The organism is Salinimicrobium sp. TH3 (assembly GCF_026676115.1).
Lineage (GTDB): Bacteria > Bacteroidota > Bacteroidia > Flavobacteriales > Flavobacteriaceae > Salinimicrobium.
On record NZ_JAPONB010000003.1, the window covers coordinates 331,373 to 355,567 of the forward strand.

23 protein-coding genes are annotated in these 24,195 nt (G+C 37.4%); 20 read left to right on the top strand and 3 right to left on the bottom strand.

Features of this window, described 5'->3' with window-relative positions:
* Positions 1-6 precede the first annotated feature (6 nt).
* From OU683_RS07175 to OU683_RS07220, 10 genes are all read left to right on the top strand, one after another.
* The gene (locus OU683_RS07175) at positions 7-1,287 is read left to right on the top strand and encodes a nucleotide sugar dehydrogenase (protein WP_268136699.1); all 1,281 of its coding nucleotides are present in this window, start codon (positions 7-9) and stop codon (positions 1,285-1,287) included.
* A 276-nt stretch (positions 1,288-1,563) separates the two neighbouring features.
* The gene (locus tag OU683_RS07180; protein WP_268136701.1) at positions 1,564-1,833 is read left to right on the top strand and encodes a four helix bundle protein; all 270 of its coding nucleotides are present in this window, start codon (positions 1,564-1,566) and stop codon (positions 1,831-1,833) included.
* 67 nt (positions 1,834-1,900) lie between these two features.
* A complete protein-coding gene (locus OU683_RS07185; protein ID WP_268136703.1) occupies positions 1,901-3,295 on the top strand; it encodes a nucleotide sugar dehydrogenase in 1,395 nt (464 codons plus the stop codon).
* A gap of 121 nt (positions 3,296-3,416) precedes the next feature.
* Complete coding sequence (gene cysQ / locus OU683_RS07190) at positions 3,417-4,220, top strand: 3'(2'),5'-bisphosphate nucleotidase CysQ (RefSeq protein WP_268136705.1); 804 nt, start codon at positions 3,417-3,419, stop codon at positions 4,218-4,220.
* Positions 4,210-4,659, top strand: coding sequence for a DUF2061 domain-containing protein (locus OU683_RS07195; RefSeq protein ID WP_268136707.1), 450 nt, complete (start codon positions 4,210-4,212; stop codon positions 4,657-4,659). Before cysQ (OU683_RS07190) ends, OU683_RS07195 begins: the two co-directional genes overlap by 11 nt.
* A 301-nt stretch (positions 4,660-4,960) precedes the next feature.
* Positions 4,961-5,554, top strand: coding sequence for an adenylyl-sulfate kinase (gene cysC / locus OU683_RS07200; RefSeq protein ID WP_268136709.1), 594 nt, complete (start codon positions 4,961-4,963; stop codon positions 5,552-5,554).
* Positions 5,551-6,456 (top strand): sulfate adenylyltransferase subunit CysD, encoded by a 906-nt coding sequence (cysD, locus tag OU683_RS07205; protein ID WP_268136711.1) that lies wholly within the window; start codon positions 5,551-5,553, stop codon positions 6,454-6,456. Before cysC (OU683_RS07200) ends, cysD (OU683_RS07205) begins: the two co-directional genes overlap by 4 nt.
* A 2-nt stretch (positions 6,457-6,458) precedes the next feature.
* Entirely contained in the window at positions 6,459-7,715 is a 1,257-nt protein-coding gene (locus tag OU683_RS07210) for a sulfate adenylyltransferase subunit 1 (RefSeq protein WP_268136713.1), read from the top strand.
* Positions 7,716-7,798: 83 nt separating this feature from the next.
* Positions 7,799-9,235: a lipopolysaccharide biosynthesis protein gene (locus OU683_RS07215; RefSeq protein ID WP_268136715.1), complete on the top strand. Its 1,437-nt coding sequence runs from the start codon at positions 7,799-7,801 to the stop codon at positions 9,233-9,235.
* A complete protein-coding gene (locus OU683_RS07220) occupies positions 9,232-10,311 on the top strand; it encodes a DegT/DnrJ/EryC1/StrS family aminotransferase (RefSeq protein WP_268136717.1) in 1,080 nt (359 codons plus the stop codon). Before OU683_RS07215 ends, OU683_RS07220 begins: the two co-directional genes overlap by 4 nt.
* A 21-nt stretch (positions 10,312-10,332) precedes the next feature.
* Here the strand turns inward: OU683_RS07220 and OU683_RS07225 are convergent, their stop codons facing one another.
* From OU683_RS07225 to OU683_RS07235, 3 genes are all read right to left on the bottom strand, one after another.
* Complete coding sequence (locus OU683_RS07225; protein ID WP_268136719.1) at positions 10,333-11,226, bottom strand: NAD-dependent epimerase/dehydratase family protein; 894 nt, start codon at positions 11,224-11,226, stop codon at positions 10,333-10,335.
* A complete protein-coding gene (locus OU683_RS07230; RefSeq protein ID WP_268136721.1) occupies positions 11,223-11,930 on the bottom strand; it encodes a glycosyltransferase family 2 protein in 708 nt (235 codons plus the stop codon). Before OU683_RS07230 ends, OU683_RS07225 begins: the two co-directional genes overlap by 4 nt.
* 325 nt (positions 11,931-12,255) lie before the next feature.
* A complete protein-coding gene (locus OU683_RS07235; RefSeq protein ID WP_268136723.1) occupies positions 12,256-12,420 on the bottom strand; it encodes a hypothetical protein in 165 nt (54 codons plus the stop codon).
* A 292-nt stretch (positions 12,421-12,712) separates the two neighbouring features.
* Here OU683_RS07235 and OU683_RS07240 point away from each other — a divergent pair, with 292 nt between their 5' ends.
* The 10 genes from OU683_RS07240 to OU683_RS07285 all read left to right on the top strand — a co-directional run bounded on the left by OU683_RS07240 (position 12,713) and on the right by OU683_RS07285 (position 24,178).
* Positions 12,713-13,711 carry a hypothetical protein gene (locus OU683_RS07240; RefSeq protein WP_268136725.1) on the top strand — a complete coding sequence of 333 codons (999 nt, stop codon included), beginning with the start codon at positions 12,713-12,715 and terminating at the stop codon, positions 13,709-13,711.
* Between the two features lie 332 nt (positions 13,712-14,043).
* Positions 14,044-14,847, top strand: coding sequence for a 3'(2'),5'-bisphosphate nucleotidase CysQ (cysQ, locus tag OU683_RS07245; protein WP_268136727.1), 804 nt, complete (start codon positions 14,044-14,046; stop codon positions 14,845-14,847).
* A complete protein-coding gene (locus tag OU683_RS07250) occupies positions 14,837-15,331 on the top strand; it encodes a DUF2061 domain-containing protein (protein WP_268136729.1) in 495 nt (164 codons plus the stop codon). The genes cysQ (OU683_RS07245) and OU683_RS07250 overlap by 11 nt, the downstream gene beginning before the upstream one ends.
* Positions 15,332-15,414: 83 nt before the next feature.
* Positions 15,415-16,014: an adenylyl-sulfate kinase gene (cysC, locus tag OU683_RS07255; protein ID WP_268136731.1), complete on the top strand. Its 600-nt coding sequence runs from the start codon at positions 15,415-15,417 to the stop codon at positions 16,012-16,014.
* Positions 16,007-16,912, top strand: coding sequence for a sulfate adenylyltransferase subunit CysD (gene cysD / locus OU683_RS07260; protein ID WP_268136733.1), 906 nt, complete (start codon positions 16,007-16,009; stop codon positions 16,910-16,912). Before cysC (OU683_RS07255) ends, cysD (OU683_RS07260) begins: the two co-directional genes overlap by 8 nt.
* A gap of 84 nt (positions 16,913-16,996) precedes the next feature.
* Positions 16,997-18,253, top strand: coding sequence for a sulfate adenylyltransferase subunit 1 (locus OU683_RS07265; RefSeq protein ID WP_268136735.1), 1,257 nt, complete (start codon positions 16,997-16,999; stop codon positions 18,251-18,253).
* A 407-nt stretch (positions 18,254-18,660) separates the two neighbouring features.
* Entirely contained in the window at positions 18,661-19,467 is an 807-nt protein-coding gene (locus tag OU683_RS07270) for a sulfotransferase family protein (protein ID WP_268136737.1), read from the top strand.
* 698 nt (positions 19,468-20,165) lie between these two features.
* Entirely contained in the window at positions 20,166-21,200 is a 1,035-nt protein-coding gene (locus OU683_RS07275; protein ID WP_268136739.1) for an NAD-dependent epimerase, read from the top strand.
* A 233-nt stretch (positions 21,201-21,433) separates the two neighbouring features.
* The gene (locus OU683_RS07280; protein WP_268136741.1) at positions 21,434-23,224 is read left to right on the top strand and encodes an ABC transporter ATP-binding protein; all 1,791 of its coding nucleotides are present in this window, start codon (positions 21,434-21,436) and stop codon (positions 23,222-23,224) included.
* Between the two features lie 72 nt (positions 23,225-23,296).
* Positions 23,297-24,178: a polysaccharide pyruvyl transferase family protein gene (locus tag OU683_RS07285; RefSeq protein WP_268136743.1), complete on the top strand. Its 882-nt coding sequence runs from the start codon at positions 23,297-23,299 to the stop codon at positions 24,176-24,178.
* Positions 24,179-24,195: the final 17 nt, after the last annotated feature.

Genomic DNA, 24,195 nt, shown 5'->3' on the forward strand with positions numbered 1-24,195 from the left:
AACACAATGGAGAATAAAAAAATAGCAGTTGTTGGACTCGGATATGTTGGCCTGCCATTAGCAAGATTGTTTGCAACAAAATTTCCTGTAATAGGATTTGATATCAACAAGAAGAGAGTAGAAGAGCTTAAGAAAGGTATAGATACTACTCTTGAGGTTGAAAATGACAAACTGCAGCAGGTGCTCATAGAATCTCCTTCTAACGAATACGGCTTGTATTGTACAGCCGAGCTTCAGGATATAAATGACTGCAACTATTATGTGATTACTGTACCTACGCCGGTCGATAAAAACAACCGCCCGGATCTCACTCCACTTTATAAAAGTAGTGAGTCGGTAGGGAAAGTTCTTAAGAAAGGAGATATTGTGATTTATGAATCCACTGTTTTCCCGGGAGCTACAGAAGATGAATGTGTTCCTGTTTTAGAGAAAACGAGTGGGTTGAAATTTAATGAAGACTTCTTTGTAGGTTATTCTCCTGAGCGAATCAATCCCGGGGATAAAGAACACACTGTAGAAAAAATTCTGAAAGTTACTGCAGGGTCAACTCCTGAAGTTGGGAAAAAAGTAAACGATCTTTACGCTTCGGTTATTACCGCGGGAACTCACCTGGCACCTACAATTAAAGTCGCAGAGGCCGCTAAAGTAATAGAGAATTCCCAACGTGATATAAATATCGCCTTTGTCAATGAGCTGGCAAAGATCTTTAATATGATGGATATCGACACTCAGGATGTATTAGAGGCAGCGGGAACCAAGTGGAATTTTCTTCCTTTTAGGCCCGGACTGGTAGGAGGACATTGTATAGGGGTCGATCCTTATTATCTCGCTCAAAAAGCTCAGGAAATTGGATATCATCCTGAAATTATTTTGGCTGGACGTCGAATGAATGATTCCATGGGAAGTTATGTGGCCTCTGAGGTTGTGAAACTGATGCTAAAGAATGACCAAAAAGTAAAGGGATCGAATATCCTCGTTCTGGGTATTACTTTTAAGGAAAACTGCCCCGACGTTAGAAACACCAAGGTGGTTGACGTTATTAAGAACCTGAAGGAATATGGCACTAATGTTACTATATATGATCCATTAGCCGATCCTGATGAAGTACGTCATGAATATGGCCTTACTACCACAAAAGATCTTCCGCAAGGAAAATTTGAAGCAGTAGTTTTAACCGTTGCTCATAAGGAGTTTTTAGATCTTGATCTTGATAAGTTCAAGAATGGGCAAACTGTTATATATGATGTGAAAGGAGTGCTGGGGGATAGGTGTGATAAAAAACTGTAATTGGTTATTGGTTATTGGTGATTAGGGATTAGTTAATTAGGGATTGATGAATTGTAAGGATGGGATCCTTCTTTACTAAGGATTATGTTTATAAATTTTTAAAAGTATAAAAAGTCTAAATAATATATTCAAATTGACCAATTAACCAAAAAACCGATTAATCAAACCAATGGCTGACAATTTCGAGAAATTGGAGTGCTGGAAAAAGTGTTTTGAGCTTAAACTTTTAATAAAGGAAAAAGTTATTATAGCTTTGCCGGATTCTGAAAAATTGATTTGCGGTCCCAATTATTAAGAGCCTCCCGCTCAGCAACTGCAAATATTGCAGAGGGATGGGGAAGATATCACTTTAAGGATTATATAAAATATCTGCTGAATGCACGAGGTTCAGTCGCGGAAGTACTGGATCATGCTATTGAAGCTAATTCCTGGAATTATATCAATAATGATGTTTTGAATGAAATAAGTACTACTACTGACTCCTGTATAAGGTTGTTGAATGGTTATATTAAATACTTGAGAAAACAGAATGAAAGCAATGGTTAAACCCAAAATTTAATTGTGAAAAATCCAATTAACTAATTAACCATTTCACCAATTAACTTACAAAAAAATGAAAATAAAGAACATCTGCTGTATTGGTGCAGGATACGTAGGCGGACCTACCATGGCAGTTATAGCACAAAAATGTCCCAATATTAATATTACGGTTGTTGATATAAATGAAAAAAGAATCAAGCAGTGGAATGATCCCGATGTTGAGAAGATTCCAATATATGAGCCCGGTCTTTCTGCCATTGTTAAGGAGGCCAGGGGACGAAATCTTTTCTTTTCAACAGACGTAGATAAGGCCATTGATGAGGCGGATATGATCTTTATTTCAGTTAACACTCCAACTAAAACCTACGGGATTGGAAAAGGAATGGCGGCCGATCTTAAGTATATTGAGCTGTGTGCCAGGCAAATAGCGAGAGTCGCCAAAAATGATAAGATCGTGATTGAAAAGTCAACATTGCCGGTGAGGACTGCAGCAGCTTTAAAAAATATTCTCGATAATACAGGAAATGGAGTGAAATACCAGATTCTTTCCAACCCCGAATTCCTTGCAGAAGGAACTGCTGTTCAGGATCTTTTAAACCCAGACAGAGTTTTAATTGGAGGGGATATAGAAACTGAAAAAGGAAGGGAAGCTGTAAATGCTTTAGTGGATATATATGCTTCATGGATCCCAAAGGAAAATATTCTTACTACCAATGTTTGGTCTTCTGAATTATCAAAACTTACGGCAAATGCTTTTTTGGCTCAGAGGGTTTCCAGTATTAATGCAATGTCACAACTTTGTGAAGTAACCGGGGCCGATGTTGATGAAGTAGCCCGTGCTGTGGGAAAAGATTCCAGGATTGGACCTAAATTCTTGCAATCTTCAGTTGGTTTTGGAGGCTCCTGCTTCCAAAAAGATATTTTAAACCTGGTCTATATCGCCCGTAGCTTTAATCTTCAGGAGGTAGCAGATTACTGGGAGCAGGTGATCATTATGAATGACCATCAAAAAAGGCGGTTCGCGGCAAACATGGTCCAGACCATGTACAATACTGTGGCAGGTAAAAAGATAGCTATTTTAGGTTGGGCATTTAAGAAAGATACCAATGACACCAGGGAATCGGCAGCTATATATGTAGCAGATTATCTATTAAACGAACAGGCAGAAATTGTAGTTTATGACCCCAAAGTAACCGAGGAGCAAATTTATTCCGACCTTGATTATTTAGGAAGCAGAAGTGGTGATGCTAACCGACAGGCTGTAACTGTAGTGAACGATTCTATTGAAGCTTGTGAAGAGGCCCATGCTGTTGCCTTGTTAACCGAATGGGATGAATTTAAAGAGCTGGATTGGCAGAAAATCTATGACCAAATGCTAAAACCCGCTTTTCTATTTGATGGTAGAAGGCTGTTGGAGCCCAAAGCTAAGAAGAAAATTGGCTTCGAATTTTATGCAATAGGTAATTAAATATTGATTATACGGTTAGAGATTTATTATAACTGTTATAGGTTAAAGCAAAAAAAGACAGGAACATCTTTTTTGCTTTAACCTATTCTCTTTTTCTAACTTTCGGTATATTTGGTGCCCAATGAATGAATATCTAAAAATCGCGATTAAAGCCTCTCTAGCTGCCGGCACAGAGATCATGAAGGTTTATAATGAAGAGGACTTTCAGGTGGAAGTGAAATTAGATAAATCACCTTTGACTATAGCTGATAAAAGAGCTAATGAAGTTATCAATTCTCATTTGAAGCTACTTGGAATACCTATTATTAGTGAAGAGAACGAAGAGGTATCCTATGATGAAAGAAAGCAGTGGAAGGAATGTTGGATCGTAGATCCTCTCGATGGGACCAAAGAATTTATTAAGAAAAATGGGGAGTTTACAGTTAATATTGCTCTGGTTTCTGAAGGGCGTCCTCAATTGGGAGTAATTTACGCTCCCGCTCTTAAAACTCTGTATTTCGCAATAGTTTCAGAAGAAAAAGCTTTTAAATTTACTGTTCCTGATGATGTAGTCGACCCTAACAAAGTAATTTTAAAGTTTTCTAATGAAATTTGGCCAGAAGTTACATCCAACTATACTAAAGTTGTGGGTAGTCGTTCCCATATGAATGATGAAACAAAAAAGTTCATAGATGATCTTAAGAGCACCAAAAAAGAAGTTCAGGTAGTTTCAAAAGGAAGTTCTCTGAAGTTTTGTCTGCTGGCGGAAGGTGAAGCCCATCTTTACCCCCGATTTGGACCTACTATGGAGTGGGATACAGCAGCCGGGCAGGCTATTTGTGAAGCGGTAGGTTATTCCTGCAAGTTCACTGACTCGGGTAAAACTATTTCTTATAATAGGGAAAATTTAAGAAACGATAATTTTTTAGTTTCTTATGAAGGATAAAACCTATAAGCGACACATTGCGAAAACTATTACCTGGAGAATAGTAGGAACTCTTGACACTATTTTATTAGCATGGCTTATTTCAGGAAACCCGTCGACAGGGTTGAAAATAGGATTTGCAGAGGTAATCACCAAGATGGTTTTATATTATTTACACGAAAGAGTTTGGTTTCATGGGGAATTCAGAACTTCTTCGGGAAAATGGAATAGTAGAACACGACATATTGCCAAAACCGTTTCCTGGAGAATAGTTGGAACTATGGACACTATGCTTCTCGCCTGGATCATCACCGGGAGCCCCGTTACCGGACTTAAGATCGGGTTAGCAGAAGTAGTAACCAAAATGCTCCTGTATTATTTACATGAAAGAACGTGGTACAAAATCGACTATGGCCTTCCGGCTAGGAGAACCAAAAGACTTGGAGATGGAGAGACTTAGAGACTTGGGTACGAGGAGAAAAATGATCAGAAGTCGGTGATCCGTGATCAGTATCAGTATTGAAAACAGGGGGGAGCAGTTGTCATTTCGACAGAGCCTTTTCTTTTGAGAAAAAGAAGGAGGCGACGAGAAAGCGCAGCTTCGACGTAGTCAAATCTCATCGTTTAAAAAATAACAATAGAAAGCGAGAGTGGAAAACGAGAACGAAGAGTCTTAATCTGAGGAACTAATGAATTAACAATTCTTGAATCCCCAATAAACAAATCCCGAATTAACGAAAACAGAATATATTTCTTAACCTATGACCAACATTGTAAAGCATGATTATCATATAAACCGGGAGGACCGCAACATACAGAATAACCACAATTCTTTTGTCATTTGGTTTACTGGACTTTCAGGTTCAGGAAAATCAACCATCGCAAACAAGCTTGAAAAACGCCTTTTTGAAGAGGGTATAAAAGTCTACGCTTTGGATGGAGATAATATTCGGAGTGGTTTGAGCAAAGGACTCAGTTTTACCCGTGAGGATCGATGGGAAAACAATAGAAGAATATCCGAAGTAGCAAAACTTTTCATGGATGCCGGCATGATTGCGATAACTGCTTTCATCTCTCCTTTAAAAGAAGATAGGGATCAGGCAAAAAAGATAATTGGAAGAGAAAATTTTATTGAAGTTTTCATAAACACCCCTCTGGAGGTTTGTGAGGAAAGAGACGTTAAAGGTTTCTATAAAAAAGCAAGGGCAGGGAAAATTGAGAATTTTACCGGCATCAGTGCGCCTTATGAAGCTCCCGTGAGGCCGGATTTTGAAATAAAGACCGAAGAAGAATCTGTCGAAGATGCAGTAGCAAGACTTTTCAGCTTCTTACAACAAAAAATGAAAGTAAAATGAGTAAATATTTTTTGAATTACCTGGATGAGTTGGAATCTGAGGCTATTTTTATCCTTCGGGAGGTATGGGCTCAATTCGAGAATCCGGTCATCCTGTTTTCGGGAGGAAAAGATTCTATCCTGGTTACTCACCTGGCTAAAAAGGCATTTTATCCAGCAAAAATCCCTTTTGCATTATTGCATGTGGATACAGGCCACAACTTTCCGGAAACCCTTCAGTTCCGGGATGATCTTGTTAATAAATTAGGAGTGAAATTAATAGTTGGATCTGTTCAGCAATCTATTAATGACGGAAGGGTGGCTGAAGAAAGAGGGAAAAACGCCACCAGAAATGCATTGCAGATTACCACCCTACTGGATACCATCGAAGAACATAAAATAGATTGCGCTATTGGCGGAGGTAGAAGGGATGAAGAAAAAGCGCGTGCAAAGGAAAGATTCTTTTCTCACAGGAATGACTTTGGGGAATGGGATCCTAAAAATCAGCGTCCTGAACTATGGAATCTTTTAAATGGTAAACATTTTGAAGGGGAGCATTTCAGGGCTTTTCCTATTAGCAACTGGACAGAAATGGATGTTTGGAATTATATTAAAAGAGAAAATATTGATATTCCATCATTGTATGTTGCCCATAAAAGGGAGGTAGTTTGGAGGAGTAATTCGTGGATTCCTGTTTCTGAATTTCTTAAACTTGAAGAAGGGGAGGAGATCCATAACAAAAAGATTCGTTTTAGGACTTTAGGAGACATTACTATTACAGGGGGAATTGAGTCGGAAGCCGATAGTTTAGAAAAAATAGTGGAGGAAGTTGCCGCGATGCGAAAGACTGAAAGAGGAGATCGTAGTGATGATAAAAGAAGTGAGACGGCGATGGAGGATAGAAAAAAACAAGGATATTTTTAAAAATGGAGATCAATAACAACCAACTACTACGATTCACTACCGCCGGGTCTGTCGACGACGGTAAATCCACCCTCATAGGCCGGCTTTTATATGATTCCAAATCTATTTTTGAAGACCAACTGGAGTCTGTAAGTGCCACCAGTGCAAAAAAAGGTCATAAGGGTGTGGATCTGGCGCTATTTACCGATGGACTAAGGGATGAAAGAGAGCAGGGAATAACTATAGATGTAGCATATAGATATTTTACTACTCCAAAAAGGAAGTTTATTATTGCAGATACTCCGGGGCATATTCAATATACAAGGAACATGGTTACAGGGGCCTCTACAGCAAATGCTGCAGTAATTTTAATTGATGCCCGCCATGGTGTGATTGAGCAGACGAAGAGACATTCCTTTATTGCGTCTTTATTAAATATTCCCCATCTCATTGTGTGCATAAATAAGATGGATCTTGTCGAATATTCTGAACAAAGGTTCAATGAGATCATTGGGCAATTTGAAGAATTTTCTTCGAAACTGCTTATGAAGGATGTGCGATTTATTCCAATAAGCGCTTTGGATGGAGATAACGTGGTGAACCGATCAGAGAAGATGGATTGGTACCAGGGAGGAACTTTACTGAATATCTTGGAAACCCTGCACATTAGCAGCGATATTAATAAAATTGACGCTCGATTCCCAGTCCAGACTGTTCTGAGACCTCAAAGTGAAGAACATCGGGATTATAGAGGGTACGCAGGGAGAGTAGCCAGCGGAATTTATAGATTAGGAGATGAAGTGGCTGTACTTCCTTCCGGTTTTACTTCGCGTATATTTTCGATGAATTCAGGAGAAACAGAACTGGAAGAAGCTTATGCTCCAATGTCTATAGCGATGACCCTGGAGGATGATATTGATGTGGGGCGGGGAGATATGATCGTTAAATTGAATAATCAACCCGAACCTGTACAGGAATTTGATGTAATGTTGTGTTGGCTAAATGATGATTCGGCAAAGCCAAGAGCCAAATATACAGTTATGCATACTTCTAATGAGCAGCGTATAATGATCAAGGAAGTTATCTATAAAGTTGATATTAATACCTACGAGAGAATTGAGCAGGATAAGTCTCTAAACATGAATGATATCGCACGGGTCAAACTGAGATGCACCAAGCCATTAATGCTTGACTCTTACAGGGACAATAGAAACACAGGAAGTATCATATTAGTGGACGAAAATACAAATGAGACAGTGGCTGCGGGAATGATGGTTTAATTTGATTCACAACTTATAAGGCTCGTTTGTGTACTTTTGAGGTGGTACTAATTAAAAATTCATGATGCTATGATATATTATCAATGTCATTAAAAAAAGTAGCTACAACTGGTTTCCTGTGGACATTTGCTCAACAATTTGGAAACCAGGCAGTAAGTTTTATTGTCTCCTTAATTTTGGCCAGGATTCTTTTACCAGCCGAATTCGGTTTGATAGGAATGGTAGCTATTTTCATTGCAATTGGTAATACCCTTCTAAATTCAGGATTGACCCAATCTCTCATTAGAAGTAAAGATCTTGATCAGGAAGATTACTCTACAGTGTTTTATTTTAATCTAATAATGAGCTTAATTTTATATGTAATAATATATTTTTCAGCTCCTCTAATTGCTAAATTTTACGATCAGGAAATCTTAATCAACATATTAAGATTGTATTGTTTGACTTTTGTGATTTCTGCCTTTGGTGCGGTTCAATTGGCCCGGTTGACAAGATCAATGGATTTTCGTACGCAGACAATAATCGCAATTCCTGCTTCAATTGTGGGAGGAGTTACAGGAGTTTATATGGCTTATAACGGTTATGGCGTTTGGAGCTTAGTTTGGAGCAGTATTATTACAATAGCGGCGAGTACTTTTCAACTGTGGGTGTATTCCCAATGGTCACCAGCTTTAGTTTTCAATTTCTCCAAATTTAAAGATCATTTTAATTTCGGTTATAAACTGACTCTTTCAGGCATAATAGATAAAATCTTCAATAACTTGTTTTTAATAGTCATAGGAAAGTTCTTTTCCCCTTCACAGGTTGGTTTCTATACCAGGGCCGAGACAATGAAACAATTGCCGGTAACGAATATTTCAACTGCCTTGAACAAAGTGACTTATCCATTATTTGCTACGATTCAGGATGATGATGTACGTTTAAAAAACATATATAAAAGATTGATGAAAATGGTACTTTTCGTCATTGCCCCAGTTCTTGTATTCTTGGCAGTACTTGCAGAACCTACCTTTAGATTCCTATTCACTGAAAAATGGTTGCCTGCTGTTCCTTACTTTCAAATTTTGTGTGCTACAGGTATTTTGTATCCTTTACATGCTTACAATTTAAATATTCTCAAGGTCAAAGGTAGAAGTGATTTGTTCCTCAAACTTGAGATAATAAAGAAAACCCTGATAATATTAGCTATAGTCATTGCTCTTCAGTTTGGGGTAATGGCACTTCTTTATGGACAGGTAATTGTTTCTCTTGCAGCATACTTTATAAATTCTCACTATTCGGGAAGATTTATAAATTATCCGGCTTTACAACAGATCAAAGATATTTTTCCCATTCTTCTTTTATCTATTATTACAGGTGGTTCAATCTGGACAATCGATAGGTTTTTTTTAATTGATACTGCGGATATCTCCAGAATTTTAATCGGTGGCTTAACAGGGGCATTTCTTTATATAGGACTTTCTCTTATATTAAAGTTTGAAAGCATTTTTGAACTTATTAATCTATATCAAAAAAGATGATTCCAGTTACAAAAACCTTTTTACCTCCAATAGAGGAATACCAGAAAATCATTAAAGTAATATGGGAGAAGAATTGGATCACCAACAGAGGTGATCTCGTCAATAAATTAGAAGATCAAATAAAGACCAAGCTTGGTATTTGGGGTGTTATTGCCACGGCTAATGGTACTTTGCCGATCCAAATAGCCTTAAAATTGTTGGCGCGGAATGGAGAAGTAATTACCACTCCGTTTAGCTACGTGGCAACTACGGCTGCAATAGTTTGGGAGAATTGTACGCCTGTGTTTGTAGATATTCATCCTGAATATTTAACTATTGATGAAACTAAAATAGAAGCAGCTATTACAAATAAAACAACGGCAATTCTTGCCACCCATGTCTACGGCAATCCTTGTAATGTTTTAGAGATTGAGAAAATAGCTGCAAAACACAATCTTAAGGTTATTTATGATGCTGCTCATTCATTTGGAGTCAACTACAATGGACAATCAATCTTTAATTATGGAGATATAAGCACTTGCAGTTTTCATGCTACAAAGATTTTCCATTCTGGAGAAGGAGGAGCTATGTTTTGCAAAGATTTTTCGTTGGGATTAAAAATGTTTTATAGTCATAATTTTGGCCATAGTGGTGAAGAAGATTTTGTTGGTTTGGGAATTAATGCTAAAATGAGTGAACTCCAGGCAGCCATGGGTTTATCTATTTTGCCTTACCTCGACCAGTTAATTGAAAAACGAAAGAAGTTAGTTACAGCATATAAAGAATACCTTTTATTTGATCACTTGAGGGATCTACAAATCCGAGAAGCTACAGAATGGAACTATAGTTACTACCCGGTAATCTTTGATACGGAAGAAGATTTGCTCCGGGTCAAGACTAAACTAAATGCAGAAGAGGTTTTTCCACGACGATATTTTTATCCTTCTCTGGAGAGCCTTAATTATGTGAAATCACCAGCTATGGAAATTTCACATAGTATTTCGCGAAGAATTCTATGCCTACCTCTTTTTGAAAGTCTGGATTTAGAAGAAGTCAGGAAAATCTCAGATTTGATCAATCTGACGTTGAAGACTTGATTTAAAATAGAAGTATAAGATCTATTGGATTTTTATATCTCGAAAAAGCCTTTCTGTTAAATAATCTTCAAAACTCTTTTGTCCTAAACGAAATTTTGTAGATCCAAGATTCTTTGGACCGTAGAGACGGGAAATTTGGTCTGGAATAACTCCTACGAAAAATGGTAGTTTTTCAGTTATACCTTGTATGAGGAACATCCATGATTTTAAAACAGGAATTGTGATGGTATTTCTCTTATTTACATTTTTGGTTAAGCTAATTACGTCCGAAAAGGAATATCCTGTGGGACCACAGATAGTGATTTTTTCGTTTGTTATCCTTTCTTCAAAAACCAAATTGTAAATTATTTCAGCAACATCTTCAAAATGAATAGGATAAAACTTTGAAGGAACTCCTGTAGGGTATAAGATAATAGATTTGTAAGTTATTTCGGAAACAAATTTCTCAATACCCTCCTTACTGTCGCCACCATAAATTTCAGAAGGTCTTAAAATTAACCAGTTCTTCAAATTATCTGCAATATAGTTCTCTGCCAAAAATTTGGTCAAACCATATGCTCCGCTTTTTTCACTGGCCGTATTAGAACTAATAAAGACGAATTTCCCGATATCCAGTGTACTGGCGAGGTCGACTAATTTCTTTGTGGCGTGTAGATTAACATTGAAATATTTCTCTTTATCAAATGAATGAGTAACTGCAGCGGCATGAATAATAAGATCACACTCTTTAATAAGATTTTCTATCCTTTCATAATCAGTTATATCCCCCTTTATCAGGTTGATTTCTGGATGTAAGTTAAGATTCTCCGGATTTCTGGTAAGGCCAAAAATCTCATGCTCTTCCAAGTCAATTAACTCTATGAGAGCGAGAATGATTTTTGAAGAAATTCCGGTTATAAAAATTCTCTTTTTCATCTTCTTATTTTAAATAAAATAAGATTTTTAAGGAATTCAAAAATGGCAGAAAATTTTACAAAAGAAGAACGGTCTTTTAATTCCCTAAAATGAGTTGGAAATTCATAAAATTCCACATTTAATCTTTCAACATTCAGCATTATTTCGGCATCAATAAACCAGTCATCCGAATCTAATCTCATTTTTTCATAAACTTCACGAGTCATGATCTTGGGCTTGGAGTTTATATCCTTAGATTTTACTTTAGGAAAAAGAATGGAAAAAATCCAGTTGTATGTAGCCGACAAAATTTTCCGGTATATTCCATCTCCTCTTGTCGTTCTGAAAGTTTTGACAAGGCCAAAGGATGACGATTTTATTAGATTAAAACATTTTTCAATATTTTCAATAGGAAATTGGCTGTCCCCATCTATCACACAAAGATAGTCACCTTTGGCTGTCTTTAAACCTTCTTTCATGTCCCAGCCCATCATTCCTTTTTTAGGTTTGCATACAGCTACGAAATTATCTTCTTTAGCTGCTATTTCTCTAACAATAGCTTCTGTGTGATCATTTGAATTTTCAATGTAATTCCCAACCAGGATTATTTCGTAACTATCAGTTAGAGATCGGGTCAGTTCATGGATCTTTTCTGCAAATGGAATAATATTTTCCCCAGATCGATAACACAAAATAATAATGGATAATTCAGGAGAAACTTTCATTTATATTATAAGTAAAGCCACAACATATATTTGTAGACGAGCATCTATCCTTTAGCAGGATACGCCGGAATAATATTTATATTTGTCAGGATTTCATTCCAATCCATAGAAAATCAGGGACCAGCACTTTATTTTCAATTTTCAATTTAAAGAATTTGAACACCTCTAATCTATTTAAATTAAAAAATGTTTTTTCTCGAACTTTTTATGCTATTGTATTCTTTATAATTTCTGTTGTTTCCTTTTTCTCTGGGATTTTTTTCGGGATGGATTTTACCGATACATTTTATCATTTAAACCAGGCCCTAAATCCACCTCATGATATTCACCTGTTTCCCATACTACTGAGCTCTTTAATAATAAAAGGTTTAATTAATATCTCTGGCCCGGAGTTAATAACACTTCGATTTATAAATGCTTTTCTTTTCTTTTTCTCTGCTTTGCTTCCTTTTCTAATTGTAAGAACTGCGGTTTCAAGAACTAAGATCATGTTTTACCTGGGTTGCATTCTTTTTTTAATAGCTCCTTTAAACGCCAATGTTTTAGGTTATGATACCCTGAGCGTTCTTATTAACTCAATAATATTTTCGGTTACCATCTTATACTTAAAAAGTCTAAAAACGAGCTTACTTATAATCCTGGCAATCCTGTGTTCAATTTCTATTCTTATTAGATTACCCAATCTCGTTGTGCTACCTATTATACTGTCCGTTATACTTTACCAACAAAAAAGGGAAACAGGCAAAATTACTACAGGAGCAATAAAAAAATCGCTGTTGGTCTTGCTGTTTTCTTTACTCAATGTTTTTGTCATCTATTACCTCTATTACCAGGAATGGCAAGCTTTTGTTCAGGCTTCACTGGGGTCTGTTTCCCATGATCTAAAATTATTGATATATCGATATATTAGAGACGGTTTTAAAATACTCATTTTTTCTTCATTCATAGTAGCCAATTTCTTCCTGTACGCTAAGGTGTCGAAACTTTATAGTAATGATTCTGCTTTCAGGATAAACATTGCAATTTATTTATTTTTTGTTCCTGTTTTTTTGTTTGCTGGGTACTCTTATCCATTGTTTTTAGCTGCTTTGGCCTTTTCTGTTGCCGTCCTTCACTTCTTTACTACCTCTGGAAAAACCAAAAAGATGGAGTACATTATTTTATTCGTTTTTGTAGCCTTTCTTTTTATTAATCCTGCCGGATCTAATTTAGGTTTTTTAAAAGCTTCCTTTTTATTTCTTCTTTTTCCTTTTGTTCTAAGCAATGTAAAGTTAAAAGCAAAAAATTTCTGGATTTCAATAATAGTCGTTTTGATTCCCTTTGCATTTTTTGGAAAATTCTTTAGAACTTATGAAGATGGAGAAATCACAACGCTTAAGAAAACACTCGATTTCGAGGTCCTGTACCCTATCCAAACGAGTGAGGAAAGATATAAATTTCTTAAAACAATTGATCAACAGGTTACCGAGTTACAAGAGCAAGATGTTCAGGTGTATTTCTATGGAAACAAAAGTCATATTTTCCATTATTTGTATCCTGATTCCTCTTTGGATATCAAAGCCTTCAATCAACCGGTAGATGACTTGATTTTTTATCCAATTATTAAAGATGAAATTTCAGATAAAGCAAAAGTCGCTATATTCTTAGTAACTTCTTATCCGGAATCCACAGAAACATCTGAAAATATTCTTAAAAAGGAATTGCTTAGTAGGGGCTTCACAAAATCGGGGAGAGGAGCGCTGACATATCTGCTAAAAGTAAAAAGCTGTGATAATGATTAAATCTAAAAGCATTCCTATCATTTACTCTAATCATGCACGTCACTTACAAATCGATTTATTCCTCAATTGTTGTGTAGCAAAAAATTCCATTTGCAGAAAAACTATTTTTTAAATAAATCGGTTTATCGAAATAACAATTTTATAATTACTAAAAATTATAGATTGGAGTTGTTTTTTTAGGTTCTGAAGGAATAGTTAAAATCAATTTAAGGATATTTTATTATGCTCTCTTCCGCTAAGATTTAAATTTCCTCACAGTTCTTTAAGATCATTTTTTCATGCTATTCAATATTAGCTGAGTATATTAGCTGACTCATAATTATTGGACAAGTTTGAATAAAAATTTAAAGATTGCAATTGAAGCAGCGGTTGCAGCGGGAAAAGTGATTATGGAAATCTACGAAAGTAAGAATTTCGATGTGCAGACCAAAGAAGATAATTCCCCTCTGACTCTTGCGGATAAAAAAGCAAATGAAGTTATTAATAAATTTCTGCTTCCCACCAATATTCCCCTCATAAGTGAGGAGAATAAGCAAATAGACTATAGTATTAGAAAACAATGGCAAGAGTGTTGGATCGTAGACCCACTGGATGGGACTAAAGAATTCATCAAAAGAAATGGGGAGTTTACAGTAAACATTGCCCTTGTTTCCGGTGGAAAGCCACAATTGGGAGTGATCTTCGCACCTGCTCTTAACAGTTTATATTTTGCTAATGTTTCCGAAGATAGAGCTTTTAAGGTATCCCTTGCCCCAAATGATGTTAGGATCGAAAACATTTTGGATAAAGCTGAAGAAATTTCGCCTTCCGGTCATGAAAATAGCATAAGAATAGTGGGTAGCAGATCTCACATGAATGACGATACTCTGCAATACATTGAGGAATTAAAAAGGAAATACGGAAAGGAGATCGAAGTAGTCTCAAAAGGAAGCTCATTAAAATTTTGTTTGGTAGCCGAGGGAGAAGCCCATATTTACCCCAGGTTCGCACCTACCATGGAATGGGATACCGTTGCGGGACAGGCAATTTGTGAGGCAGTAGGTTTAAATTGTATTTCCCGGGAGACCGGTAGGCCAATGACATATAACAGGGAAAACCTTTTGAACGGCCATTTTTTTGTTTCCTATGAAGGATAGTTCCCATAAAAGACATATTGCCAAAGCTGTAACCTGGAGAATAGTAGGAACTATTGATACCATCCTTCTCTCCTGGTTTATTTCAGGCAGTCCCTTTACAGGTCTTAAGATTGGTTTTGCAGAGGTCATTACTAAAATGGCCCTTTACTATCTTCATGAAAGAGTTTGGTTCAAGGTTATACTGGGGGTAAAAAAGAATGGAGATGACAGTAAGAAAAGACATCTTGCAAAAACAATATCCTGGAGAGCTGTAGGAACACTCGATACCATTCTATTGGCCTGGATCATTACGGGGGATCCGGTTACCGGCTTACAAATTGGTTTTGCAGAGGTGGTAACTAAAATGATCCTTTATTACCTTCATGAAAGAACGTGGTATAAGATTGATTTTGGCTTACCAAACCGAAGAAGGAAAGAAAATATCGATAAAAAGATTGTAGAAGATGAGGAAGAATTACTGGTAGAAAATGATCAAAAAAGATAAATAAATAGCAGGGAGTTAAATATACAATAAAAAACGATAGTTAATCCTGAAAGTCATTCCTAAAATACTCGATAACAAATCTCATGTCCGCCAATATAACAAAACACAATTACCATATTTCCCGGGAAGAACGTAATAGGCAGAATGATCATAATTCCTTCGTGATCTGGTTCACAGGTCTATCCGGATCCGGGAAATCTACTGTTGCCAATCTATTAGAGAAAGAACTATTCACGAACGGGATCAGGACGTATTCCCTTGATGGGGACAATATTCGGAGTGGCCTTAATAAAGCCTTAACCTTCTCCCTTGAGGACCGGAGGGAAAATAACAGGAGAATAGCTGAAGTAGCTAAACTTTTCATGAATGCGGGGATGGTTACTATTACCGCTTTTATTTCTCCATTAAAAGAGGACCGCGAAGAGGCTAAAAAGGTAATTGGGCAGGATAATTTCATAGAGATCTTTGTAAACACACCTATAGAAGTCTGTGAAGAAAGAGATATTAAGGGGCTTTATAAGAAAGCGAGAGTCGGGGAAATTAAGAATTTTACTGGCATCAGTTCTCCATATGAAGCTCCCGATTATCCGGCCATTGAAATAAGAACAGAGGAGGAAACCGTGGAGGAGTCAGTAGAGAGGATAATTAAGGTTTTAAAGGAAAAATTGAAATACAATGAGTAAATATTATTTGAATTACCTGGACGAGTTGGAATCTGAAGCCATTTTTATCCTTCGGGAAGTATGGGCTCAATTTGAAAATCCCGTCATCCTTTTTTCCGGGGGTAAGGATTCGATTCTCGTTACCCATTTAGCTAAAAAGGCATTTTTTCCGTCCAAAATTCCTTTTGCACTCATGCACGTGGACAAAGGTCATAATTTCCCGGAAACAATTAAATTCAGGGACGACCTTATAGAAGAATTAGAGGTGAAGTTGATCGTAGGTTCGGTGCAGGAATCTATTAATAAGGGCCGGGTAGCAGAGGAGAAAGGTAAGAATGCTACGCGGAATGCTTTACAAATTACCACCCTGTTGGACGCTATTGAAGAAAATAAAATAGATTGTGCGATCGGGGGAGGCAGAAGGGATGAAGAGAAAGCCCGTGCCAAGGAAAGATTTTTTTCCCATAGGGATGATTTCGGTCAGTGGGATCCTAAGAACCAACGTCCTGAGTTGTGGAATCTCCTGAATGGAAAGCATTTCGAAGGGGAGCATTTCAGGGCTTTCCCAATTAGCAACTGGACAGAAATGGACGTCTGGAATTACATTAAAAGAGAAAACATTAAAATTCCGTCTTTGTACTTCGCTCATGAAAGGGAAGTGGTATTCAGAAGCAATTCCTGGATCCCCGTTTCAGAATATTTAAGACTGGAAGAAGGAGAGAAAATAGAGAAGAAAAATATTCGTTTCAGAACTTTAGGCGATATTACCATTACCGGCGGAATTGAATCTGATGCCGACACGCTGGAAAAGATTGTCCAGGAGGTTTCTGCTATGCGCAAAACCGAAAGGGGTGATCGTTCAGATGACAAACGTAGTGAGACTGCTATGGAAGATAGAAAAAAGCAAGGTTATTTCTAGGTACTCGTCATTCTGAATTTATTTCAGGGGCTGGATTGAGATACTAAAGAACTCAAAATATGATTCAAAGAACCCAATTTTATTATGGAAATAAATAACAACCAGTTACTACGATTTACAACTGCCGGAAGTGTAGATGACGGTAAAAGTACATTAATCGGTCGCCTCTTATACGATTCCAAATCCATCTTTGAGGATCAGCTGGAGTCGGTAAGTGCCACCAGTGCAAAAAAAGGACATGATGGGGTGGATTTAGCTCTCTTTACTGATGGTCTAAAGGATGAGAGGGAACAGGGAATCACTATCGATGTCGCTTACCGATATTTCACCACTCTTAAACGCAAATTCATTATTGCAGATACCCCGGGACATATCCAATATACCCGAAATATGGTTACCGGAGCTTCTACGGCCAATGCAGCAGTGATCCTTATCGATGCACGCCATGGGGTAATTGAGCAAACAAAACGGCATTCGTTTATTGCTTCTTTACTCAATATTCCCCACCTGATCGTGTGTGTTAACAAAATGGATCTGGTAGATTTCTCTGAAGAAGTTTATAATAATATAATTGGTCAGTTTGAAGAGTTCTCTTCCAAGCTGTTGATGAAAGATGTGAGGTTTATTCCTATTAGTGCCTTGAAAGGTGATAATGTAGTGAATCGTTCAGAGCATATGGAATGGTATCAGAACGGAACTCTTTTAAGTACATTGGAGAACCTTCATATTAGCAGTGATATTAATAAGATCGATGCGCGTTTTCCGGTGCAAACCGTATTGCGGCCTCAGAGTGAGGATTTCCGTGATTACAGAGGTTGTGCTGGAAGAATCGCCAGTGGCATTTACCGTAAAGGTGATGAAGTAGCTGTATTGCCATCTGGATTTACTTCTAAGATAAGATCGATAAATGTCGGGGAGCAGGAAGTTGAAGAAGCTTACGCCCCAATGTCTGTTGCAATAACTCTTGAGGATGATATTGATGTAAGCAGGGGAGATATGATTGTGAAAAAAAATAACCAACCAGAGCAGGAGCAGGAGTTTGATGTAATGCTATGCTGGTTAAACAATGGTGCTATGAAACCTCGTGCAAAGTACACGGTTATGCATACATCGAACGAGGAACGGGCCATGATCAAGGAGGTGGTATATAAGATGGATATCAACACCTTTGAAAGAGATAGTGAAGATAAGGGTCTTGCCATGAACGATATTGCCAGAGTGAAAATTCGCACTACCCGAAGCTTAATGTTGGATTCTTATAGGGACAACCGTAATACGGGTAGTATTATTTTAATCGATGAAAGTACCAATGAAACCGTTGCAGCGGGAATGGTAGTGTGACATTAAATGCTTAGCTGGTCAGGCAGGAGTTCCCTTTATAGAAAATTCGGGAAGTCTAAGTTGATGATAATGTTTGATCTTTAAATTTTACTGAATACTGCCGCAATTTGCACTGGTGAACGTTCCTATTAAGTTCTCAGGTCTACGGGAATAGTGAAGGAGTTTATTTTCCACTTAAGATGATTTCTTATCATCTTGTAAAGGTCTATACCGCTATTACGAAAAGGTATCAAAATTTGAAGAATGGTAAAAGAAGATCATTCTTTTTCAAGACCTTTCTGAAAATCTTTACCCAGCCAGTCTCCGCCCGTGCGCTTCTGAAAAAAATCTGCTCTTTTAATTTCTTTCAAAACTAAGAAAAAATTTGTTCTTTAGTTTCCTTTGGCCTTATATTCGAACCCGTTAAAATGACAAAAATCGGAATGGATATGAGACCTGACTTTCTAGTGGTAGGTGCTACCAAGGCTGGAACGACGACGCTCCAGGGTTACCTCGGGATGCATCCAGAAATCTACATGCACCCTAATGACTTGCACTTCTTCAGTGATGACGGTCGGTATAGTAGAGGGTCGGATTGGTACCGCGCACAATTTTCGGAGGCTGCTGCCTATACGGCTGTGGGTGAGAAATCGCCGACCTACTCCTGGGATGACAGAGCTCCTGACCGCATCTACGCCTATGATCCTGATGTGAAGCTTGTTTGGATCCTGCGTGAGCCTATCGCACGGGCACATTCGCATTACTGGCAAATGGTATGGAGTGGAGGGGAGTACATGAGCTTTGAACAGTGCTTCTACCATAAGCGACACTGTATCCAACGCAGCGTCTATGCGGACCAAGTGGAGAGGTACCTCGCCTTATGGCCGGTCGAGCAGATGTACTTCCTCACGTTCGAGAACATGATCAGCAATCCGCTTGCTACCATGAACGGGTTGTTCGATTTCCTAGGTGTGCCTCCGCGGGATTCGCTGCGGGACGAGGTCCACGCACGGAAGGCTACGAAGTATCCGCGCTACCCCTGGATAAATTACCCCTTCGTAGTAACTGGGGCGCATGGGCGTGTGGCTCAGGTGATACGTTCTAGTGCTCTGCGCCTCACCACCACCCCGAAAAAAACAAAGATTGATCCGGGATTGCGAGACGAGATGGAGGCGTTCTTCGCGCCACACAACGAGCGTCTGAACGAGCTCGTGGGCGTTACCTATAGGTACTGATCTGACGTGCTCTTGGCGATGCTTGCTGGTACGCCGCATTTCCACCACCCACTTTTTTTTCGGCAATATAAAAAGTAATTATAGAACTGGATCAGCTGAAGATTTTAGATGAAAGGTAAACCCAACTAAGAACACTTACAGAATTCTATAGAGGCAAAGATCTGAAAAAGGCAGGAAATCTGCATAAATTTTATTTGTACTTGTAATTCGCGCAGAAGTCAGCTGGCTAGCTAGCAAATTAGCACAGGCAATTACTAAATCAGTACAATCCAGGCTCAGCTTTAGACATTTCTCCATATATTTTTCTCCCATATACTGATCTACACAGATTATCGTAGCTGTTACACAGTAATATCAGTTGTCAATGACATTGTTGAAATTTTAACTTAATTATTTCATTTTACGGCTATTTTAAAAAAGCTTTCCTTATTTTATAAAATTTTCATTTTCTTTTCGGACAAAGTGCCCAAGGGAAATTCACAAAACTTTTCTGGAATTTTTGCTGTATAAATGAAAAAAAAGATCTCGCTTTTAAAGAACAGCGGTGATTTGATTCTATTTCCTCTTCAAATGACATGAGATTATAGTCTGCTGATTCCAGAAAAAAGTAATTAAACTATCATTTTTCACAGTTCTTTAAGGTTGTTTGCGGCTTGTATTGGAGGCATTATCTTATATTTGAAAATTAAAATTTAGAAATGCCGGAAAAATCAGACCAGAGAAAAATTTTAGTTACAGGGGCTGCCGGCTTCATAGGCTTTCATCTAGTAAGGAAATTACTGGATTTGGACTATGAAATTGTTGGTATTGATAACATCAACGATTACTATGATATTGATCTAAAGTATGATCGTCTCAAGGAGCTGGGAATCGATAGAAAAGCTGCAGAAAATTTTAATGAAAAGGTTCAAAGTGAGCATCAGTTCCGTTTTACATTCATTAGAGTAAATCTTGAAGACCGCGAACAACTTCCCAAGATATTTGCTGAGAACAATTTTGAGCAGGTTTGCAACCTTGCTGCACAGGCAGGAGTGAGGTACAGTTTAGAAAATCCTGAAGCTTACGTTGACAGTAACGTGGTCGGGTTTTTAAATCTTTTAGAATGTTGTAGAAACTATAAAGTTGAACATTTAATATATGCCAGTAGTTCGAGTGTATATGGACAAAATGAAAAGGTGCCATTTTCAGTTGAAGATAACGTAGATCATCCTATAAGTCTCTATGCGGCTACCAAGAAAAGTAATGAGTTAATGGCTCATACCTACAGTCATCTTTTTAAGTTTAAAACCACAGGTTTACGATTTTTTACGGTTTATGGTCCCTGGGGAAGGCCAGACATGGCAATGTTCTTGTTCACCGACGCAATTATAAACAATAAGCCTATTAAAGTCTTCAATAATGGAAACCTTGAGCGGGACTTTACATACATTGATGATATCGTTGAAGGGATTGTAAAAATTGTAGAACCTGAAAAGGAAGTTCCTGCACCTTTGTACTCTCTGTACAACATTGGAAATAGCAAACCGGTAAAGCTTATGGAATTTATAAACGAAATAGAGAAGCAAATAGGGGTGAAGGCTGAAAAACAAATGTATCCTATGCAACCGGGAGATGTAAGGAGAACCTGGGCTGACGTTGAATCCTTAAAGGAAGATTTTAATTATAATCCCAATACCCCGGTTTCGACAGGAGTGAAAAATTTCATAGACTGGTTTAAAAATTATTATAATTGATTGGACAGAGAGCCTTAGTTGGTAATTTTTGCAATTGTTTAAGAAACCAAAAGCATGCTCTCTTTTTTTAAGTATTATCTTTGCTAGCTATTTTAATCGAGCAAGACAATCCTTCAACGGTTAAACTAGGTAATCTGTTGCATTAAGTATATTCAAGTGAGGACTTCAGGAACATTCCTTGAAAATATTGCAGCTTAAAATTTGACTTAATAGCCGGTTTAAAAAATAAACTATTGATTAAAAATTTTATCAAAAAGTACTTTGAGAGTTTTTCTTTTTTTTACTCTTATTTAGGGTACAAAGTATTTGTCATATTTGCTTTAAATATTTTAGTAGGGGTTCTGGATGGATTAGGACTTACCATGTTTCTGCCTTTACTACAATTAGTTAGTGATTCTTCTGAAATTGATCCTGAAAAGCTGGGTAAAATGGCTTTCATTGTGGAATTTATTACAGATTTGGGACTTCCTCTTAATCTAGGTTCCGTGTTGTTGTTCATGGTTATTTTCTTTTTTGGAAAGGCCTTAACTCAGTATTTAGCCGGAATCTATAGGGTTTCTGTGCGGGAAGGATTTGTGAAAAGATTAAGGACTACCAACGTCAGGAGACTGAGCAAGTTAGCCTATAAATATTTTGTAACCTCAGATGTCGGTCGTATTCAGAATACGTTAACTGGAGAAGTAGATCGTGTCGCGGCTTCTTTCCAAACATATTTTAAAACCATAGAAGCCTTTGTGCTTGTGGTGGTGTATATGGCTTTTGCTTTTAGCATTGATCCTGAATTTGCAGTGCTCGTTACAATAGGAGGGATTCTTACAAATTTTTTATATAAACATTTATATAGAAATACTCGTGGCTTTTCGCGAACCCTGACCGGTGAAAATAATATTTTTCAGAGTTTGATAATCCAAAATGTAGCTAATTATAAATATTTGAAAGCAACAGGATCGCTAGAAAGATATGGGGACAAATTAAACAAATCTATAGATAGAATTCAGGAAACCAACACGAAAATAGGCAGGTTAGAATCATTGTTGTATGCTGGCAGAGAACCTATTTTAATTCTTGTTGTTGTTTGTGTGATTTTTATACAAACTAGTGTCTTAGGTTCTGAGCTTGGACCTATTTTGATGAGTTTATTGTTCTTCTACCGAGCTTTGACATACTTAATGCAGATGCAGACAAATTGGAATAAATTTCTTGCTGTTTCGGGCTCTTTGGAAAATATGGTTTCTTTTGGAAAGGAACTTGCGGGAAACAAAGAGCCCAGTGGAGCGGGTGAGCTGAAAGATGAAATCGAAAAACTAGAATTACATGATATTTCATTCTATTATGATGAAACACCTGTTTTAAAGAAAATATCGTTAACTATTGCTAAAAATGAAACCGTAGCTTTTGTGGGAGAAAGTGGTAGCGGGAAAACTACCATTGTAAATATAGTTTGTGGTCTTTTGCCTGTAGACAAGGGATCTTACTTAATCAATGGAAATAATATTGAAGATATAGATAAGAGTGACCTGCAGAAGAGAATAGGTTATATTACTCAGGACCCTGTAATTTTCAATGATACCCTATATAATAATGTCACCTTTTGGAGTGAAAGAACTAAAGAAAATGAGGAGAAATTCTGGAAGGCAGTTAAGCAGGCAGCAATAGTAGATTACATAAAGGAGCTTCCGGAAAAGGAAGATGCGGTTCTGGGAAACAATGGTATTAACTTAAGTGGGGGGCAAAGACAAAGGATTTCTATAGCCAGGGAATTATTCAAGCAGGTGGAGATCCTTATTTTGGACGAAGCGACATCTGCTTTGGATTCTGAAACAGAAAAAGCGATCCAGCACAATATAGATCAGCTTAAAGGGGATTATACTATGTTAATTGTTGCTCACAGAATTTCCACGATTAAAAATGCTGATAGAATAGTGGTAATGAAGAATGGCAAGATAAGTAACATTGGAAGTTTTTCGAATTTGGTTGAAGAATCTAAGTATTTTCAGAAGCTGGTGGAGTTGCAGGAAATTTGATTCTTACTGGACTATTAAAAGAGCGAATGGATATGATGAAGAAAACCTTTTATAATAATTAAAAAATATAAAGTGAGATTACAATACTACAGGAAACCAAATTTTGGAGATGCTTTAAACCCTAAAATATTTAAGAGGCTTTTACCTGATTTTTTTGATGATGATCCTGAACACGATTTTTTTGGAATAGGATCAATTATTGGGCTTCCTATGGTAAAAAAAGCTAATAAAAAAATCATCTTTAGCAGTGGTTTTGCTTATGGAAAGCTGCCTCAACTTGACTCTTCCTATGACGTCATTTGTGTAAGAGGACCTTTATCTGCAAAGGCTTTAAATATTGATAAACAGCTTGGAATAGCAGACGGAGCATTACTTCTTAGAGAGTTTCAATATGGGAAAGTCGAAAAGGAATATGACTTTTCTTTTATGCCTCACTGGGATAGTGAAAATAGATACCCCTGGGATGAACTCTGTAAGGAAGCAGGTATCCATTATGTTAGCCCTACCTCGGAGCCTGAGTTTGTAATACAGGAAATTTTAAAATCTAAATTCGTCGTAGCTGAAGCCATGCATTATGCAATAGTAGCCGACACACTGAGAGTACCGTGGATACCTGTTAAATCTTATTCTTCTATTAATGATTTTAAATGGCAGGACTGGACTTCATCTTTAGATATGAAATATGATCCAATTTCCTTAGCGGCATTATATTCCCCTGAGACCGTAAAAGGTTTTTTAAAGAGAAGGAGTCCCGTAAATTTGCCTGAACCACTATACGATTTGGCAGGAACCGCACGTGCAGGTTATGAGAGCCTGGGCCTCAAAGCCAAGGCAATTAAGGGTCTCAAAAAGGCTAAAGAAACACCACCTCAGCTAAGTAAGGAATTGATTTTTAATTCAAAAGTAGATCAGCTTTTGGAACGACTTGCTTTTGTGAAAAACAAGTATAAGTAAATGATTAAAATTTCATT